This is a genomic window from Candidatus Levibacter sp. Uisw_134_01 (assembly GCF_047717795.1).
Taxonomy (GTDB): Bacteria; Pseudomonadota; Alphaproteobacteria; order Puniceispirillales; family Marisalimonadaceae; genus Marisalimonas.
Genome location: NZ_CP159808.1, coordinates 50,827 through 70,000, shown reverse-complemented (window position 1 = coordinate 70,000; position 19,174 = coordinate 50,827). Strand labels below are relative to the sequence as shown.

Sequence of the window (19,174 nt, the reverse complement as noted above, 5' to 3'; positions counted from 1 at the left end):
ATAGGGGTTCTTTTCACCTTTCCCTCACGGTACTTGTTCGCTATCGGTCACAGAGTAGTACTTAGGCTTGGAGGGTGGTCCCCCCATGTTCAAGCAGGATTTCTCGTGTCCCGCCCTACTCAAGGACCAAAATGAAGCATTACCCGTACGGGGCTATCACCTACTATGGCTAACCTTTCCAGGTTATTCCGGTTATCTTCAAATTGGCCACTGGCCTGGTCCGCGTTCGCTCGTCACTACTAACGGAGTCTCGGTTGATGTCCTTTCCTCCAGCTACTTAGATATTTCAGTTCGCTGGGTTTGCCTCCCTTGCGGGATAAACCAAAATGGTTTGGGTTTCCCCATTCGGAAATCTGCGGATCAAAGCCTACTCACGGCTCCCCACAGCTTATCGCAGCGTGTCACGTCCTTCATCGCCTCTCTGTACCAAGGCATCCACCAAATGCTCTTCAAGACGCTTGATCGGACCGTACATGAAAGTAGTAACCGGTCAGACAACCATTACTACTTTTAAAAATACATAATCTTGAAATGTAATTTTAAGTACAATCCGTAAGCTGGACAATATTTTGTGCAATATTGCCCTATTATTTGGGATCATCTTCACCAACTATTTCAATCAGATTGATTTAACATCAATTCTTATCTCAACTATTAATATTTCTTAAACTCATTAGACACAGTGGTAGGCACGGGCAGATTTGAACTGCCGACCTCACGATTATCAGTCGTGCGCTCTAACCAACTGAGCTACGCGCCTTTAGCTGTAGCAAACTATTTATTTCAAGTTTAAGAAGAAGAGATTCAAAGACGGCGGCGTTTACATTCTATACTTTCCTTAGAAAGGAGGTGATCCAGCCGCAGGTTCCCCTACGGCTACCTTGTTACGACTTCACCCCAGTCGCTGACCCTACCGTGGCCGGCTCCCTCCTAAAAGGTTAGGATACCGTCTTCGGGTAAAACCAACTCCCATGGTGTGACGGGCGGTGTGTACAAGGCCCGGGAACGTATTCACCGTAGCATGCTGATCTACGATTACTAGCGATTCCAACTTCATGCTCTCGAGTTGCAGAGAACAATCCGAACTGAGACGGCTTTTAGGGATTTGCTCCAGGTTGCCCTATTGCGTCCCTTTGTCACCGCCATTGTAGCACGTGTGTAGCCCAGCCCATAAGGGCCATGAGGACTTGACGTCATCCTCGCCTTCCTCCTGGTCATCCCAGGCAGTTTCTCTAGAGTGCCCAGCCGAACTGATGGCAACTAAAGATGAGGGTTGCGCTCGTTGCGGGACTTAACCCAACATCTCACGACACGAGCTGACGACAGCCATGCAGCACCTGTGTTGGAGCCAGCCGAACTGAAGGAAATCATCTCTGATAACCAAACTCCACATGTCAAGGGCTGGTAAGGTTCTGCGCGTTGCGTCGAATTAAACCACATGCTCCACCGCTTGTGCGGGCCCCCGTCAATTCCTTTGAGTTTTAATCTTGCGACCGTACTTCCCAGGCGGTGTGCTTAGTGCGTTAGCTGCGACACTGAAAGGTATCCCTCCAACATCTAGCACACATCGTTTACGGCGTGGACTACCAGGGTATCTAATCCTGTTTGCTCCCCACGCTTTCGCTCCTCAGCGTCAGAAAATAGCCAGAAAGTCGCTTTCGCCACTGGTGTTCTTCCCAATATCTACGAATTTCACCTCTACACTGGGAGTTCCACTTTCCTCTCTATTTCTCTAGCTTGCTAGTATTAAACGCAGTTCCCAGGTTGAGCCCGGGGATTTCACGTCTAACTGTTCAAGCAGCCTGCGAGCCCTTTACGCCCAATAATTCCGAATAACGCTCGCCCCCTTCGTATTACCGCGGCTGCTGGCACGAAGTTAGCCGGGGCTTCTTCTACGGCTACCGTCATCATCTTCACCGTTGAAAGTGCTTTACAACCCTAGGGCCTTCATCACACACGCGGCATTGCTGGATCAGAGTTGCCTCCATTGTCCAATATTCCCCACTGCTGCCTCCCGTAGGAGTCTGGGCCGTGTCTCAGTCCCAGTGTGGCTGATCATCCTCTCAGACCAGCTACTGATCGTAGCCTTGGTAAGCCATTACCTTACCAACAAGCTAATCAGACGCGGGCCCCTCTTTTAGCGGCTGACCTTTCCCCCGGAGGGCGTATACGGTATTAGCGTCCGTTTCCAAACGTTGTCCCGTACTAAAAGGTAGGTTCCCACGCGTTACTCACCCGTGCGCCACTAGATCCGAAGATCTCGTTCGACTTGCATGTGTTAGGCATGCCGCCAGCGTTCATTCTGAGCCAGGATCAAACTCTTAGGTTTGATGGGTAAGAATTATAAATAATTCTACCGAAAAGGTTATCTTACCTTCACACTCAAGTTACTGACAAACAAATTAATTAATTTGTTATTCATTATTATGGTAAATTGCGCGATTCAATAGACAACCGTATATTTATGTATAAAATATAAGACCACCGTCTATGAATCTCTTCTTAATATTAACATTTTCAAACAGATACTCAAAAATGAGTAAAACGATTTAGTTACAAATCGAATTGGCGTTATACTCACCATCTATGATTGTGTCAAACTTAAAAGTCATTTTTTACTAAAAAAAAATTTTTTTTTTTAATTAATATTTAATGTTAGTTATTTTTATTCATTTATACTGCAAAATTGTTGACTTGACATTTAAATATTATAACGGCAATATCCAATTCATCATGAAAAAACTATTTAAAATTAAGTGTTTATACAATAATGTTGTTACTTTAGTTTTATGTTTCCCGCTTTATGTTTTCTTAAACACCGATACTGCTTTATCATCGCCTCAACAAATTACTCAAGTTGAAATTCCCACTAAAAAACCTCTTGATCTTACCAAGATTGAAGAATCAGCTGATACGGTTTTAAATACAGTCCAAAAAATTGGAGCAATGCCAATTGTGAATGTAAAAAAAACAAATTTGAAAGTTAATGAAACACTCAGCTCTGCTTTGCATAGAATAAACTTTAAAACTAAAAATGTTAACGAAATTATAAACTCTATATATAAGCTTAAGAATGGAAAGAAAATACTTAGCACCCTTCCAGCTAATATGATTATAAATTATTCAAATCCATCAAAGCTTATTGGGGGAGGTTTAAAATTAAGCTATTCCAAAACCTATGATATTTTTGTATGGCAAGATCTTAAAAGTAACTTTGTATCACAAGTTTTTTTAAGACCTACTAAATTAACAAAAACTCTTGTAAAAGGTGTTATCCACTCAAGCTTATATAACTCTGCTATAAAGTCTGGAATGCCGGAAAGTACCTTACTTGACATGATAAGTCTTTTAGGTTTTTCGGTTGATTTTCAAAGAGAAATTCGTCAGGGAGACACTTTTGAGGTATTATATACCAAAGAAATTGACATATTAAAAAACAAAACTATAAAAACTAAGCCAATAACATATGTAAGCATTACATTATCCGGCAAAAAACTAAGTTATTACAATTATAATGACAAGTATGGCCTACCACAATATTATGATAAAGACGGAAAATCATCAAAAAGAACAATAATGAAAACCCCTATTAATGGAGCACGCTTGTCCAGTAGATATGGAGTAAGGAGACATCCAGTTTTGGGATATACAAAAATGCATAGAGGTTTAGATTTTGCGGCACCATCAGGAACACCTATTTTTGCAGCTGGAGATGGAATTGTTGAAAAAGCAGGCTGGAATGGGTCATATGGTAAATATATTAAAATACGTCATACAGGTACATATAAGACTGCTTACGCTCACTTATCAGGATTTCATAGAAATATAAAAGTTGGAAAAAGAGTACAGCAAGGTAAAACCATTGGTTATGTTGGCTCTACTGGCAGATCAACTGGACCACATTTGCATTACGAGGTTTTGCGCAACAATAAACAAGTTAATCCTATGAAAATTAAATTACCCACAGGTAAAAATATACAGCCTAATATGATTGAAACTTTTAAAAATCATGTTCAAAATATTATGACACAAAAGCTTGCACTTGAAAAAACTTATGAAAATGAAAAGCTTGCAAGTAATGCTGAAGTTAGTTTACAAAAGAAGAAGTTAAATTGATTTATTTAAACTAGATTTACTTCAATATTATTATCAACAACCTCAATCATTATAACGCTTCCTTCTTTAATATTGTTATTGATAATCAATTCACTTATTTTATCTTCAACTACATCCCTAATTTCTCTCTTAATAGGCCTTGCTCCATATTCAGGATTATAACTTTTTAATGCTATTGTATCACAAACTTTATCATCCCACACAATGGAGTAATTATTTAACAAAAGTCTATTTTTAAGAGAGTTTAATTGGATTTCTACAATGTCAGCAACATGGGATTTTCCTAATTTAGAAAAAAATAAAATTTCATCTAATCTATTTATAAATTCAGGACTTAATTTAGATTTAACTACGTTCATAACTTTATTAATAACAGATTTAGTTTTTTCATTTTTTTCACTAAAATTTAAGTTACTTTCAAAATATTCTGAGCCCATATTGCTTGTCATTATTATTATAGTATTTGTAAAATCGACGGTTTTTCCATGACTATCAGTTAAGCGGCCGTCATCCATAACTTGTAATAATAAATTTAAAACGTCTAAATGTGCTTTTTCTATTTCATCGAAAAGTATTACTCTATATGGCCTTCTTATAACAGCTTCTGTTAATACCCCTCCTTCGTCATAACCAACATATCCAGGAGGTGCGCCAATCAACCTGGAGATTGAATGTTTTTCCATATATTCAGACATATCTATTCTAATTAGAGATTCACTATCATTAAATAAAAATTTCGCTAAAGCTTTAGCAGTTTCAGTTTTGCCTACTCCTGTAGAGCCAAGGAATATGAATGAACCAAGTGGGCTAGTAGGATCACTTAAGCCTGCTCTTGATCGAATAATAGTTTTTGAAATAGCATCAATTACAATATCTTGACCAATTATTGATTTTTTTAATTCATCTTTAATGTTAATTAGTTTAATTCTTTCAAATTCCATCATTTTTTCTAAAGGTATGCCCGTCCACTTTGAAACAACTGTTGCTACGTCTTGTTCTGAAACAATTGTGTTTATTTGGTCAGCATTAGTTTCGTTTTCTGTTATTTTTCTTTCTAAGTTTGGTATTACTTGATATGAAATTTCTCCTGCTCTTTCCCAATCACCGTCTCTCTTGACAATATCAAGCTCATTCCTTGCATTTTCTAAATCAACTTTTCTTTGTTGTTCATCTTCAATTAATTTCTTGCTTAATTTCCAATTCTTGGTTTCTTTTTCTGATATTAATTGAAGTTCTTTTAATTCATCTTCAACCTTATCTAACCTATCATGGGAAGATTGATCTTTTTCTTTTTTTAAAACTTTTCTTTCAATTTTTAATTGAATTATTCTTCTATCTGTTTCATCTAAAGCATCTGGTTTTGAGTCTATCTCAATTCTTTTTCGGCTCGCTGCTTCATCTATCAAATCAATTGCTTTGTCAGGTAAAAACCTGTCATTTATATATCTCGATGATAAATGTACAGAAGCTAATAGAGCCTTGTCAGAAATTGTTATTCCATGAAATAATTCATATTTTTCCTTAAGTCCCCTCATCATTGATATACTATTCTCAATATCTGGCTCGTTTATGTATACTTGTTGGAACCTTCTTGCCAATGCTTTGTCCTTTTCAATATATTTTCTATATTCCTCAAAGGTAGTTGCTCCAACACAGTGTAATTCACCTCTTGCTAGTGCAGGCTTAAATATATTAGATGCGTCTAGAGAGCCATCCGCTCCCCCAGCACCAACAAGTGAGTGAAGCTCGTCTATAAAAAGTACTATTTTGTCTCTTTTCTTTTCAACTTCATTTAGTAAAGATTTCAATCTTTCTTCAAAGTCACCTCTAAATTTAGCTCCTGCTAAAATACTTGCTAAATCCAAAGAAAAAATTTCTTTATCCTTTAATTTTTCTGGAACATCGTCCTGGGCTATTCTTATTGCTAAACCTTCTAAAATAGCCGTCTTACCAACACCAGGTTCACCTATTAACACTGGGTTATTTTTAGTTCTTCTGGACAAAACTTGAATTACACGTCGGATTTCCTCGTCTCTGCCAATAACAGGATCTAACAAACCCTTAAGAGCGTTAGCAGTAAGATTAGTTGCAAATCGATTAAGTGTGTCAAAGCCGGATTCAGCTGTTTCATTCATTGCTTTTTTGCCTTTCCTAAATCTATTAATCTCATCTTGTAATTTGTTAAAGTCTACGCCTTCATTGAGTAGAAGTTTTTGCCCTGGATTATTAACACAAGTTAATGATAACAATAATATTTCTTGAGTAATAACCTTATCACCATTTTTAATAATTAAATGTCTGGCTACGTCGATTAATTTTGTAATACTTTTATCAATTTTATTTTCTTGTTGAGATTTTTTTAATAACGACAAACTCAAGCTCAATTGTTTTTGTAAATTACTTACGTCAGCACCAAGATTATTTAGAATTTTATCAATATATTTTTCAGATTTATCTATAATTATAAATAAAACATGATCAGAAATTAAATTAACACCTGCACTAAGAGAAAGTTCATGTGCTAATTTGAGTGTGACTTTTGATCTATCAGAAAATTGTTTTAATAAATTTTCTATTTCTTGAACCCGTTTTTGTGTAAATATTGATTTATATGGTTACCAATTGCTAGAATTTCAATGTTTAAAAGGTTTCATATATTTTTTAAGTTTATGTTATGGAAGTTGAATTAATATTATGTATTTCAATATCTGATTTTTTATTTTTTCCTAAACTTAATAATTTTTTGGAAGACTATATGTTGTCAACGTTTGAATGTTTTTCAGAGTTCTCTTTTTCTTTTATTATTTTAGTATTCTCATCTTCTTGAGCTAACAGTTCAGTTTCTCTAATCTGGTACCCTCTTTGACGTCGAGGAGGTTTTTTATTATTGTTTTTGTCTTTGTTTTCAACTTCTATTTCAGAATTACTATTTTCATTATTATTTTTTTCTGGATTCAGCTTTGTTTCTTTTGCTTCATTATTAATTTCAATCTCTTGGTGTATTCTATAATAATGATCAGCAAATTGTAAGTAAGACTCTGCTAAAATACGGTCATCAGATGCAGCAGCATCTGAAGCTAGGCTAGTATATTTTTCGCTTAATTGAGAAACTGAACCTCTTTGTCTTCCATCAGGTCCAGAACTATCTATGACAGTATTTTTGTTTATGTTTCCATTGTTATTACCAGCACCATAGCTTCGACGACTTGATCCTCGATTTTGACGGCGACGCCCATTATTTTGTTGTCTCATATTTGTCCTAATAATTGAATAATAGTGTTATATTTAAATATAAAATTTTAAAAGTTTTTTTAAGAGTACTATCTTAAATTGATATACTCGATTAATGTATCTAATGTATCATTAATAAAAATAAGATTTAACTTATTTATGTTTTATATAAACTTTTTAATGTTTAGCCAAGAAGAAAAAAAATTATTTAATTGTAAATACAATTAATCTAATAATTCCTTGTAAATCTCGTCCATAATCTATTGTTAACAAGCCATTATTCAAACCGATTGTTGAAATAAATTTTTCTTGATTTTTTCCTATCTCAACAAAAAGTTTTCCATTTGGTTTTAACAATTTAAATAATTTACTAAAAATTAACCTATAAGCATCTAGTCCATCTTTACCCCCATCCAACGCAATCAAAGGATCATAATATTTTACCTCTTTTTGTAATAGTTCAATTTCAGCAGACGGTATATAAGGTGGGTTCGTTACAATTGCATCAAACTTAATATTTTTTTCGAAATCCAATAAATCTCTATCCCAATCAGGTGAACTCCAGTCTAAACTAATAAGCTTAGTTCTTTCATACATTTTAAATTTTAATGAATTAAACTTTACAGCTTTTAAAGATTTTTTAGATACATCTAAAAAACTCACTTTAGAATTTTGATATTCGTCTAAAAGTGACAGCCCTAAACAACCAGAACCAGAACCTAAATCAAGAATTTTTAGCTTTTTAAATTTATCCTCATAATATTTAAAAAAGTATTCTATAATAACCTCAGAGTCTGGTCTTGGGTCTAAGGTCTCTTTGTTGATTTGGAATTCTTTTTTCCAAAAATTTTTTTTATTTATAATTCTTGAGACCGGCTTACCTTTTGCCCTTTCTGAAATAAGATTTTGAAATTTATTGATTTGATTTTTCGATATATTTATATTTTCATGAGTATAAACTGACCTAGCATAAGACAAAGTATGAGCAAGAAGTATTCTACTATCCAAAATTGGTGTTGTAGACCCACAGTTTATTAATTTTTCAATTTCAGGTTTTATTATACTATAAACATCAATTGATTTTTGTTTATTATCCATTGATCTCTAACTTTAACATTCTATCTTCAACTATCAATGCGTCTATCAATTCGTCTAATGCTTCTCCCTGGAGAACCTTATCTAACTTGTGTAATGTTAAGTTAATTCTATGGTCTGTTACCCTTCCTTGTGGAAAGTTATACGTTCTTATTCTTTCTGATCTATCTCCAGAGCCAACTTGACCTTTTCTCGAAGACGATCTTTCATCTTGTTGTTTTTGCCTTCCAGCTTCGTATAAACGTGATTGAAGTATTTTCATTGCTTTAGCCCTGTTTTTATGTTGTGACTTTTCATCTTGTTGACTAACAACTATACCTGAAGGTAGGTGTGTAATTCTTACAGCTGAATCTGTAGTGTTAACCGACTGTCCACCAGGTCCACTTGATCTAAAGACGTCAATTCTTAAATCTTTATCCTCAATAATAATTTCTAAATCTTCTGCCTCAGGCAAAACAGCTACAGTTGCGGCTGAGGTATGGATTCGTCCGCTAGTTTCCGTTTCTGGGACTCTCTGAACCCTATGAACGCCTGACTCAAACTTAAGCCTTCCAAAAACATCTTTACCTATAATATTTGCTTGAGCTTCTTTGTAACCACCAACACTGGTTTCTGAAACTTCCATTACTTCAAATTTCCATTTATGTTTTATTGATAATTTATCATACATTGCAAATAAATCTGCAGCAAATAAACCTGCTTCATCACCTCCGGTACCAGCTCTAACTTCAATAATTACGTTTCTGACGTCATCTTTATCTTTGGGCAATAAAGAAAATTGAATATTTTTTTCAAGGTTAGTAACCTTTTCTTTAAGAGCATTGATTTCATTAACAGCTATACTTCGAATTTCATTATCAGTCTCTTTATCATCCAGTAATTCACTAAGGTCAGACAATTCTTTATCTAACAGATATTTGTTTTTAGCTAATTCAGTGATGTGTTTTATATCAGATAATTCTTTTGAAAGCTCTGCTAACTCCAAAGGTTTCAATTCAGAGGGATTGACAAGTAATTTTTCAATTGTTTCTTCCCGTTGAAAAATTTTATCTATATTATTCTGTAAACTCAAATTTCTCTCCAAAAACACTTTTATAGATTTTTTATAACTTTTATTGCTTCATCTAGGGTTATAAGTCTCTCAGAACCTATTATTAAATTTTTTAATTTAATAATATTTTTAGACAATTCTTCTTCACCTAAGATTATTGCGTATGAGGCATCGACTTTATTTGCTCTTTTAAATTTTTTTGACATGTTTCCTGTAATAAGGATTTCTACCTTTAAACCTTTATCCACTAATTTTTTCATTATTGGCATTAATAACGGTTCTAAATTTTCAGATACAGCCATTAATACTAAGTCAGGTTTATTTGCAAACTCTTCATTAATCATTAGAGACAGCCTGTCTACACCTGCAGCCCAACCAACACCAGCAGTATCAACGCCTCCTAACATTTTAGCCAAACCATCGTATCTACCGCCTGCTAGAACAGTACCTTGAGATCCTAAATCACTAGTAATAAATTCAAAAGCAGTATGGCAATAATAATCTAAACCTCTTACAAGATTTTTATCAATTTGATATTTTATTTTTAGAGCACTCAGACCTGAGCATACTTTTTCAAATCTTTCTTGGGAGACTTCATTTAAATAATCTATTATATTTGGTGCATTTATTAGAATTTTTTTATCTGTCTCATTTTTAGAATCTAAAATTCTTAATGGATTTTCTGATAACCTTTTAATGCTTTCATTTGATAATTGAGATTTATAATCATTTAAATAATCGACTAAAGCCTTTCTATATTTTAATCTGGTCTCACTATCACCTAACGTATTTATCTTTAAATTTATTTTGTCTAAGATGTTTAATTTCTCTAAAAAAGCATGGCCTAATGAGATAACCTCAACATCTGCCATAGAATTATTAATACCTATACACTCTATACCAAACTGTTTAAATTGCCTTAATCTGCCTTTTTGAGGCCTTTCGTACCTAAACATAGGCCCATAGTATGAATAACGCTTTGGAATATCTTGCGTTAAACCTGCGTTTAAGAATGCCCTCACAACTCCTGATGTGCCTTCAGGTCTTAACATCAATTCATCTTCGCTTCTATCTTTGAAAATATAATTTTCTTTAGTAACAATATCACTTGTTTTACCAAGAGGTTTAGTGAAAACCTCTGCAAATTCAAAAATAGGTGTTTCTATTTGCTGATAACAATATTTTTCAGATATTTTCAACCCTTCGTTAATTACTAAATTCTGTTTATGCAATATATCGGGTAATAAATCATGCACACCTCTAACTGTTCTAAGTTTTTCCATTATAAGCCTATGAGATTAAAAAAATTATATACGATTATACTTTTTCAGATATTTTCTGAAGTACAAAGTTAACTACATAATCAGCAACATTTTCATTCCTGATAATATGGTCCGTTATACCATTTACATAAATTTGATGATTTCCTTTTCCACCTCCTGTTAAACCTATATCCGTCTCCTTTGCTTCTCCAGGACCATTTACGATGCATCCAATAATAGACACTGTAATAGGATCAGTAATATGCTGAAGCCTTTCTTCAACCTCTTGTACGGTTTTGATTACGTCAAATTGCTGCCTAGCACATGATGGACATGATATAACCGTCACTCCTCTTCTTCTTAACCCAAGGGACTTTAACAATTCGTAGGCAACTCTAACTTCCTCAGCAGGATCAGCTGACAATGAAACTCTTATAGTATCTCCTATTCCAGACCATAATAAATTGCCAAGTCCTATAGATGATTTTACGGTTCCAGCTCTCAAACTTCCTGCTTCTGTTATTCCAATATGCAAGGGACAATCATCTATATCTGCTAATTGAGTGTAAGCAGCTACAGCTAAAAAAACATCAGAGGCCTTTACACTTACTTTATAATCTTGAAAGTCATGTTCTTTTAATATTTGAATATGTGCTAATGCAGAATCTACTAAAGCTTCTGGAGTTGGTTCACCATATTTATCTAAAATATTTTTTTCCAAAGACCCCGCGTTTACCCCTATTCTTATAGAAGATTGATTTTGTTTAGCAGCAGAAATAACTTCTTTAATTTTATCGGCTTGACCAATATTACCTGGGTTAATTCTAAGACATGCCGCGCCAGCATCTGCTGCTTCAATAGCCCTTAAGTAATGAAAATGAATATCAGCTACAATAGGAATTGGAGACAATCGTACTAATTGCTTGAGAGCAGTGGTGGAGTCTTTGTCAGGACAGGAAACTCTTATAATATCCGCTCCAGCTTCTACACATTTTTCTATTTGATCTAATGTTAAGTCAATATCAGTTGTAGGTGTGTTAGTCATAGTTTGAACACTAATAGGTGCGTCACCTCCAACAGAAATATTTCCTACTTTAATTTTGTTAGATCTTCTTCGCTCTATATGCCTGTAAGGCCTAATGTTCATTATTATGTCCTGAAATTAATAAATCATTAAAAGTTTTAGTTAAGTTATTAGAAGTAAATTATTAACAAATTATTAATTAGTAAAAGCTTTAATATTTAAGGGACGAGCTTTAATTATTTCTCCAACATCACCTAAAGAGGGTAAAAAAATATCACCTCTTGAAAGTGATAATACACCAGCATTTCCTGTGTTCAATGTTAAACCATTTATGTTTGGAACAATATAAGTTTCCCCTGGTCTCATTAATCTTGTCATAAGGATGTTTCCATTTAAATCTTCTATTTCAACCCAACTATTACCGATAGCTTTTAAAACCAATTCTGTATTAGGGTTTCTCTCATTAGCTTTTGCAGACATCTCATTAGCTTCAATTCCAACTGATTTAATTAAATTTTCAGAGGTTAAGTTTTTTTCCCCATTATTTTCAATATTTTTATCTTGAACTTCAATTTTAGTATCTAAAATAATCTTCTCAACTTTGTTGATATTTTTTTTATTATCCAACAAAACACTCTTATTTGTATCTATACTATCTTCTATTATAATATAATCGTTTTTGGTTGAAAAATTTGTCTTATTATTCTCTAAAACTTGGTTGGAAACGTGGTTAATATTATTATTTCTATCGCTGTAGTACCATCCAGTATAAATAATAAAAGAGATAAAAAGTGATAAAACTGCACCTATTGGTAAAAACTTTCTAGCTTCAGTATTTGGAGCTAAAAACTTATATTCTTCTTTATAAGTATTAAGTTGAAGACTTTCTTTAAATTCTTCCACTAAAACATCAGCATCTAATTCTAACAAAAATGCATAAGATCTAACAAATCCAATTTTGTAAGCCAGACCATGCAATTCGAAATCATTACCATCTTCAAAATCTTTAATAATGCTGACTTTAACCTTTAAAATTTTACTAGCTTGCTCTTGAGTTAAACCTTTTTTAAGTCTTGCATCTAAGCATAATTTTCCAACATCATCTTTCTCAAACGTATCGAAAGCGTCAAATACTGCCTCAGAAACAGCTTCTCCACTAAAGTGTGATTCATCGTAATTTTTTTTGTTTTTATCTACATTAATTGGCATATATATTCCCTATGGGCATACATTTTATATTGAGTCAGATTTTAAATCAACATTTGTTTTAAAAACATAATTATTAAATTATTTATCCAAATTAAAAGCTAAATGCAAAGATCTCATTGCAAGTTCGTAATACTCTGATGAAATAAGGACTGAAATTTTAATTTCACTAGTAGATATAACCTGGATATTAATATGATTTTTAGCTAATGTTTGAAACATGGTTTTTGCTATACCGGATTGCGACCTCATTGCATTTCCTACAATTGATATTTTAACAACGTTTGTTTCGCTTGTAAACTTTTTAAACCCTATATTTCCTTTAATTTTTTTTATTACTTTTTCAGCCATTAATAAATCAGTTTCTGGTATCGTAAACGTCATATCTGTTGAACCATGATTAATAGAAGATGATTGAACAATCATATCAACATTAATAGAAAAATCTGCTAATGCACCAAAAATGTTTGCTGCTTGACCCGGTTGATCAGGGATATCTGACAAAGTTATTTTAGCTTCATTTAGACTATGGGCAATGCCACTAATTTCAGATTTTTCCATATTTCCTCTTTCTTCAGCTATTAAAGTTCCAGGTACGTTTGCAAAACTACTTAGAACTCTTAAATTTACATTATATTTCATTGCCAACGCAACTGATCTTGTTTGCAATACCTTAGCGCCCTGAGATGCCAATTCTAACATTTCTTCATATGTTATAAAGTCAAGTTTTTTTGCTTTCTTTACTATTCTAGGATCTGTTGTGTACACCCCATCTACGTCAGTATAAATATCACAACGATCAGCTGAAAAAGCTGCTGCTAAAGCTACCGCTGTTGTGTCTGAGCCACCTCTACCTAGTGTTGTAATTCTATTATCTTCTGAAATTCCCTGAAATCCAGAAACTATAGCTATATATCCCTTTTTAATAGAACCCATTATATTGGATGTTTTTATATCTTTAATAACTGCTTTACCATGAGTGTTATCTGAAACTATTGGAACTTGCCAACCCATCCATGAACGTGCTTTCAATGATAATTCTTCTAAAGCTATTGATAAAAGTGCAGAAGTAATCTGTTCACCAGTAGATAAAACTACATCATGCTCAGACAAGGAAAAGTTTTTTGATGTTTGATTTACAAGATCTATTAAATTATTTGTAACTCCTGACATAGCAGAGACAACAACAATAACTTTGTTACCTTGATCAACTTCACCTTTTATTTTTAATGCAATTTTTTTTATTTGAGGCACATCTGCAACAGAGGTTCCTCCAAATTTCAATACCACTAATTCCAAAATTCTGTTATCCTATTATAAATAGTAATAAATAATTAACCTGACTTGATTTAATTTTTATATATAGCCTATGACTAATACAATAGACAAAAAAGAAATAGAACAATTTTCTTTAATAAGCAATAAATGGTGGGATCAAAAAGGGCCTTTTGCAGCATTACATAAAATGTCAAACGTAAGAATTGAGTTTGTCTTAAGAAATGCTAAAAGATTAATTAACAAAAAGCAAACTGACACGAAACCACTTAATGGGTTAAGATGCCTTGATGTTGGATGTGGCGGTGGAATATTATCTGAACCTTTAAAAAGATTAGGAGCAGTCGTTACTGGAATAGATGCATCTGATAAAGCTATTGTAATAGCGAAAGATCATGCGCTGAAAAGTCGTTTGGATATAACTTATAAGTGCACAAGTACAAGTGATTTAATCAAAGTTCAAAATAAAAATTTTATTAACAAATTTGATATTGTAATAGCATCAGAGATTATAGAGCACGTTAAAAACAGACAAAAATTTTTATTTGATATCTCTGAATTATCTCGCTATGGAGGGCTTGTTGTTTTTACTACTATAAACAAATCTATTCTTGGGGTAGCATTAGGTAAATATCTTGCGGAGCATGTTTTAGGGGTGGTGCCAAAGGGAACACACGATTACAAAAAATTTATTTCACCAAATGATCTAGCTTCAGAAGCTGAAAAACATAAAATTATTCTTGACAATTTTACTGGATTTGCACCTACTTTTAATATTAAAAACCTTCTTTATAAGGAGTTTGGAAATTTTAAGTTATCCTCAAATCTTGAAGTTAATTATGGTGCTGCAGGTTTAAATCTAAAATCTAATGATCCTCTGTAACCCAAGGGATATTTAGGACATCTACTCCTTCGTCTCTTAGTTCATCTATTTCTTTTTTAGTACCATGTCCATATATAGATTTTTCTTTAATTTGACCCTGGTTCATTGAACGAGCTTGATTAACAAAATCATCTCCTACAAAAGTAGAATTTTTCTTTATTTCATTTTTTATATATCTTAAAATTGTTGTAATATTTTCTAACTTTTCATTTCTAAAAGCGTTCTTCTGAATTTTATTTTTAGTAATTTTTTTATTCGTATTTTGGATTTTTTTTAAACTTGGAGTTGTTAGTAATTTCGAAATATTTTCACTTCCACAAAGTGGACAATTAATCAACCTTGAATCCAATTGCTTCTCAAAGGTTTCTATATTTTGAAACCACCCATCAAAACCTTTTTGTTCAGTACAGTATGATGATTGACATTTTAGTTTATATTTGATCATGTTAGTTTATTTAAAGTTTACCACAACAATGCTTATATTTTTTTCCAGAATCACATAAAGGACATATTGAATTTCTAGCGATTTTGCCACTATCTATTTTTAATGGTGTATTTATTTCTTGATTTTCATCATTGTTTTCTTGTCTTATTTCTATGTTAGACAAAACTGAAGTTATAGTTTTTCTCAATTTATCAAGCATATCTTCAAACAATTCAAATGCTTCTCTTTTATACTCATTTAATGGGTCTTTTTGTGCGTAAGCTCTCAGCCCTATGGATTGTCTCATCTGATCTAACATTAACAAATGATCCTTCCAACTTTGATCTAAAACTTGTAACATCAAGGTTTTTTCCGCTTGTCTAAAAACATCAACCCCAACTTTAACAGCACGTTCTGCCATAAAGTTGTTTGACAATTCTGTTAAACGAGAAATAATCTCTTTCTCTATAATGCCATCTTCTTTAATCCATTTTTTTATTGGAACATCTAATCCTAAATAATTTTTTACATCTTCGATTAAACCGTCTCCATCCCATTGATCGTGATAACTTTCATTTGGAATAGATTTAAAAACTACCGCCTCAATAACTTCATAACGCATGTCAACAACCATTTCACTAATATCATCCGATCTCATTATTTCTTTTCTTTGATCAAAAATTACTTTTCTTTGATCGTTCATAACATCGTCAAATTTTAAGAGCTGTTTTCTTATTTCAAAATTATGCGCTTCAACTTTACCTTGTGCCTTTTCTACGGCTTTATTAATCCAAGGATGGACAATAGCCTCACCTTTTTCTAATCCAAGTTTTCCTAACATATTCTCTAATCTGTCTGATCCAAAAATTCTCATTAAATCATCTTGGAGAGATAATAAAAATTTTGAACCCCCAGGATCACCCTGTCTACCTGTTCTACCTCTAAGCTGGTTGTCAATTCTTCTACTTTCGTGTCTTTCAGTTCCAATTACGTATAATCCACCGGCTTGAAGAGCTATATTTTTCTTTTTTTCAATATCATTTTTTAAATCATTTAATTTTCCCTCATTTGGAGACGATGATTTAAGTTCATTAGATTGCCTAATTTCTAAATTACCTCCTAATTGGATATCAGTACCTCTACCTGCCATATTTGTGGCAATAGTAACCGCACCTGGTATTCCTGCATATCCAATTATTTGAGCTTCTTGTTCATGAAATTTTGCATTTAGCACTTCATGCTTAATATTTTTTTCTTTTAAAAGATTTGATAAAATTTCAGATTTTTCTATTGATACCGTTCCAACTAAAACTGGTTGATTATTTTTTTGACAATCCTCAATTAATAAAATTACAGCCTCGTCTCTTTCAAAATTAGTTTTGTATATTTCGTCATTGCTGTCAATTCTGGCAACTTTTAAATTTGTTGGCACTGCTAAAACCTGCAAGTTATAGATTTCAGAAAATTCACCTTCCTCTGTCAAAGCCGTCCCTGTCATTCCCGACAACTTAGGATACATTCTAAAATAATTTTGAAACGTCACACTTGCTAAAGTCTGGTTCTCTGGCTGGACAGTAATTTTTTCTTTAGCTTCAATTGCCTGATGTTGCCCTTCTCCAAACCGTCTACCTTCCATCGCTCGTCCTGTAAATTCATCAATAATAATAACACTATCGTCTTTAACCATGTAATGTGTATTTTTTTGGAATAATTTATGAGCCCTTAAAGCTTGATTTATGTGGTGTAAAAGTGAAACATTTTTAATATCAAATAAACTCCCGTCCTCTATCATATTTTCTGACCTTAAAGCTTCTTCAACAGTATTAATTCCTATATCTGTTAAGTTACAAGTTCTCTGCTTTTCATCTAATTCAAAGTCATCTTGTTTCAATAAAGGTATAAATTTATCAATTGATTTATATAATGTTGAAGAGTCTTCAGATTGACCAGATATAACTAGTGGCGTCCTTGCTTCATCAATTAATATAGAGTCAACTTCATCAATAATAGCAAAGTTAAATGGGCGCTGAACCATTTCATCTAAACTATATTTCATATTGTCTCTAAGGTAATCAAAACCAAATTCGTTATTGGTTCCATAAGTTATGTCTGCTTTGTAAGCAATCCTTCTTTCTTCGTCATTTTTATCTGATAAAATACAGCCTACTGACATGCCTAATAAATTATATATTTGCCCCATCCACTCGGAGTCTCTTTTTGCTAAATAATCGTTAACTGTTACCACATGAACTCCCTTACCTTCTAAGGCATTCAAATAGCATGCTAAGGTTGAAACTAATGTTTTACCTTCTCCTGTTTTCATTTCAGCAATTTTACCCTCATGAAGAACAAGTCCACCAATCAATTGTACATCAAAGTGGCGTTGGCTTAATGTTCTTTTAGCTGCCTCTCTTACAGTAGCAAAAGCTTCTGGTAAAATATTATCTAAAGTTTCACCATTTGATAATTTTTCTTTAAAATCAATAGTTTTTAACTTTAATTCCTGATCAGACAACTTAATAAATATATCCTCAAGTTCATTAATTTTATGAACCAAAGGGTTGTATTTCTTAATTTGTCTGTCATTGGACGAACCAAAAAATTTAGAAGTTAAATTGTTGAACATTGAGTGGGCTCCGTTTAGTCAGGAATTTTATTCTGTTTATAATATATAATGCGTATTAATAAAAAAACATCATTTCTTGTATAGTATTAAAAAAACTTGTAAAAATATAAATATTATAATTGGAATATACCAAAATGTCTTACTTTAAAACTTTTTTCACATCTCTAAAATTATTTATTTTGTTATCAACTAGTCTTGCTCTTGCTGAAAATCCAAAAAACATAATTGCAGCCAATGTAAATGAATATATAATCACAGCTCAAGACGTATTGGATGCGTATGGAAGATTGCCGTCAAAATTAAAAGAAAAACCACTTCCTGAATTATATCCAAATATTATTAATGAACTTATAAATCAGCATTTAATAACTGAACAAGCTTACAAAGAAAAATTGGATCTCAATAAAACAGTTATTGATCAGATCAAAAAAAATAAAGACCAAATTTTAGCAAGATTTTGGATAAATAATTTCCTTCTTAATCAAACTAAAAGAGAAAATATTGAAATATTTTATAATAATTATCTCAAAGCATTTAAATCATCAAAGGAGTTTAATGCCAGTCATATACTTGTTAAAGAAGAACAACAAGCGTTTGAGATACTCAAAAAATTAGAAAATAATGCCAAGTTTTCTGACTTAGCTAAAACCCAATCTATTGGCCCTTCTGGAAAAAATGAAGGTAAACTTGGATGGTTTACTTCTGGACAAATGGTAAAAGAATTTGAAAAAGCAGTGCTTTCCCTTAAAAAAGGAGAAATAACAAAAAAGCCTGTTAAAACAAAATTTGGTTTTCATATAATATTGTTAAATGAAGTAAGGGATTCAAAACCTAAAAAATTATCTGAAGTTCAACAAAATATTATTAATAGAATTAAAAAAAATTCCCTTTCTAACCTTGAAAAAAAACTCAGAAAAAATAGAAAAATAATTATAAATGATTTTAAGGATGTAGCCCAGAAAGTTAACAATTAATTTATTT

The 19,174-nt window shown here is 32.7% G+C and carries 13 protein-coding genes, 1 tRNA gene and 2 rRNA genes (1 of these 16 cut by a window edge); 3 read left to right on the top strand and 13 right to left on the bottom strand.

The genetic code is table 11. The annotated features are described in order from the left end of the window. From ABXT66_RS00350 to ABXT66_RS00340, 3 genes are all read right to left on the bottom strand, one after another. Positions 1 to 464, bottom strand: a 23S ribosomal RNA gene (locus ABXT66_RS00350); it reaches 2,261 nt to the left of the window's first position. Positions 465 to 683: 219 nt separating this feature from the next. After that, positions 684 to 760: transfer RNA gene (locus tag ABXT66_RS00345), tRNA-Ile, on the bottom strand. 82 nt (positions 761 to 842) lie between these two features. Continuing rightward, positions 843 to 2,329 (bottom strand): 16S ribosomal RNA (locus ABXT66_RS00340). Together the 16S and 23S rRNA genes with 1 tRNA gene alongside form the textbook arrangement of a ribosomal RNA operon. Positions 2,330 to 2,733: 404 nt before the next feature. Between ABXT66_RS00340 and ABXT66_RS00335 the strand changes: the two genes are divergently transcribed. Further along, complete coding sequence (locus ABXT66_RS00335) at positions 2,734 to 4,116, top strand: peptidoglycan DD-metalloendopeptidase family protein (RefSeq protein WP_443643681.1); 1,383 nt, start codon at positions 2,734 to 2,736, stop codon at positions 4,114 to 4,116. Positions 4,117 to 4,121: 5 nt separating this feature from the next. Here ABXT66_RS00335 and ABXT66_RS00330 read toward each other — a convergent pair whose 3' ends face one another. The 8 genes from ABXT66_RS00330 to ABXT66_RS00295 form a co-directional block, all read right to left on the bottom strand. Continuing rightward, positions 4,122 to 6,428, bottom strand: a complete 2,307-nt coding sequence (locus ABXT66_RS00330; protein ID WP_443644743.1) for an ATP-dependent Clp protease ATP-binding subunit — start codon at positions 6,426 to 6,428, stop codon at positions 4,122 to 4,124. Positions 6,429 to 6,867: 439 nt separating this feature from the next. Further along, positions 6,868 to 7,368, bottom strand: a complete 501-nt coding sequence (locus tag ABXT66_RS00325; RefSeq protein WP_443643680.1) for a DUF4167 domain-containing protein — start codon at positions 7,366 to 7,368, stop codon at positions 6,868 to 6,870. A gap of 183 nt (positions 7,369 to 7,551) precedes the next feature. Continuing rightward, positions 7,552 to 8,445, bottom strand: a complete 894-nt coding sequence (prmC, locus tag ABXT66_RS00320) for a peptide chain release factor N(5)-glutamine methyltransferase (RefSeq protein WP_443643679.1) — start codon at positions 8,443 to 8,445, stop codon at positions 7,552 to 7,554. After that, positions 8,438 to 9,514, bottom strand: coding sequence for a peptide chain release factor 1 (gene prfA / locus ABXT66_RS00315; protein WP_443643678.1), 1,077 nt, complete (start codon positions 9,512 to 9,514; stop codon positions 8,438 to 8,440). Before prfA ends, prmC begins: the two co-directional genes overlap by 8 nt. Positions 9,515 to 9,534: 20 nt before the next feature. Then, a complete protein-coding gene (gene hisS, locus ABXT66_RS00310) occupies positions 9,535 to 10,776 on the bottom strand; it encodes a histidine--tRNA ligase (protein WP_443643677.1) in 1,242 nt (413 codons plus the stop codon). A gap of 34 nt (positions 10,777 to 10,810) precedes the next feature. Next, positions 10,811 to 11,902: a flavodoxin-dependent (E)-4-hydroxy-3-methylbut-2-enyl-diphosphate synthase gene (gene ispG / locus ABXT66_RS00305; RefSeq protein ID WP_443643676.1), complete on the bottom strand. Its 1,092-nt coding sequence runs from the start codon at positions 11,900 to 11,902 to the stop codon at positions 10,811 to 10,813. A 72-nt stretch (positions 11,903 to 11,974) separates the two neighbouring features. Next, positions 11,975 to 12,988: a helix-turn-helix domain-containing protein gene (locus ABXT66_RS00300; RefSeq protein ID WP_443643675.1), complete on the bottom strand. Its 1,014-nt coding sequence runs from the start codon at positions 12,986 to 12,988 to the stop codon at positions 11,975 to 11,977. 78 nt (positions 12,989 to 13,066) lie between these two features. Next, a complete protein-coding gene (locus ABXT66_RS00295) occupies positions 13,067 to 14,284 on the bottom strand; it encodes an aspartate kinase (protein WP_443643674.1) in 1,218 nt (405 codons plus the stop codon). Between the two features lie 70 nt (positions 14,285 to 14,354). Here ABXT66_RS00295 and ubiG point away from each other — a divergent pair, with 70 nt between their 5' ends. Continuing rightward, on the top strand, positions 14,355 to 15,143 hold the full coding sequence (gene ubiG, locus ABXT66_RS00290; protein WP_443643673.1) for a bifunctional 2-polyprenyl-6-hydroxyphenol methylase/3-demethylubiquinol 3-O-methyltransferase UbiG: 789 nt from the start codon (positions 14,355 to 14,357) through the stop codon (positions 15,141 to 15,143). Here ubiG and ABXT66_RS00285 read toward each other — a convergent pair. Together ABXT66_RS00285 and secA are read right to left on the bottom strand one after the other, a co-directional pair. Continuing rightward, positions 15,127 to 15,588 carry a DUF1178 family protein gene (locus ABXT66_RS00285; protein WP_443643672.1) on the bottom strand — a complete coding sequence of 154 codons (462 nt, stop codon included), beginning with the start codon at positions 15,586 to 15,588 and terminating at the stop codon, positions 15,127 to 15,129. The genes ubiG and ABXT66_RS00285 overlap by 17 nt on opposite strands. Positions 15,589 to 15,598: 10 nt before the next feature. Then, a complete protein-coding gene (secA, locus tag ABXT66_RS00280; RefSeq protein ID WP_443643671.1) occupies positions 15,599 to 18,193 on the bottom strand; it encodes a preprotein translocase subunit SecA in 2,595 nt (864 codons plus the stop codon). Between the two features lie 134 nt (positions 18,194 to 18,327). On the opposite strand from secA, the gene ABXT66_RS00275 reads away from it, so the two are divergent. Next, a complete protein-coding gene (locus ABXT66_RS00275; RefSeq protein ID WP_443643670.1) occupies positions 18,328 to 19,167 on the top strand; it encodes a peptidylprolyl isomerase in 840 nt (279 codons plus the stop codon). Positions 19,168 to 19,174: the final 7 nt, after the last annotated feature.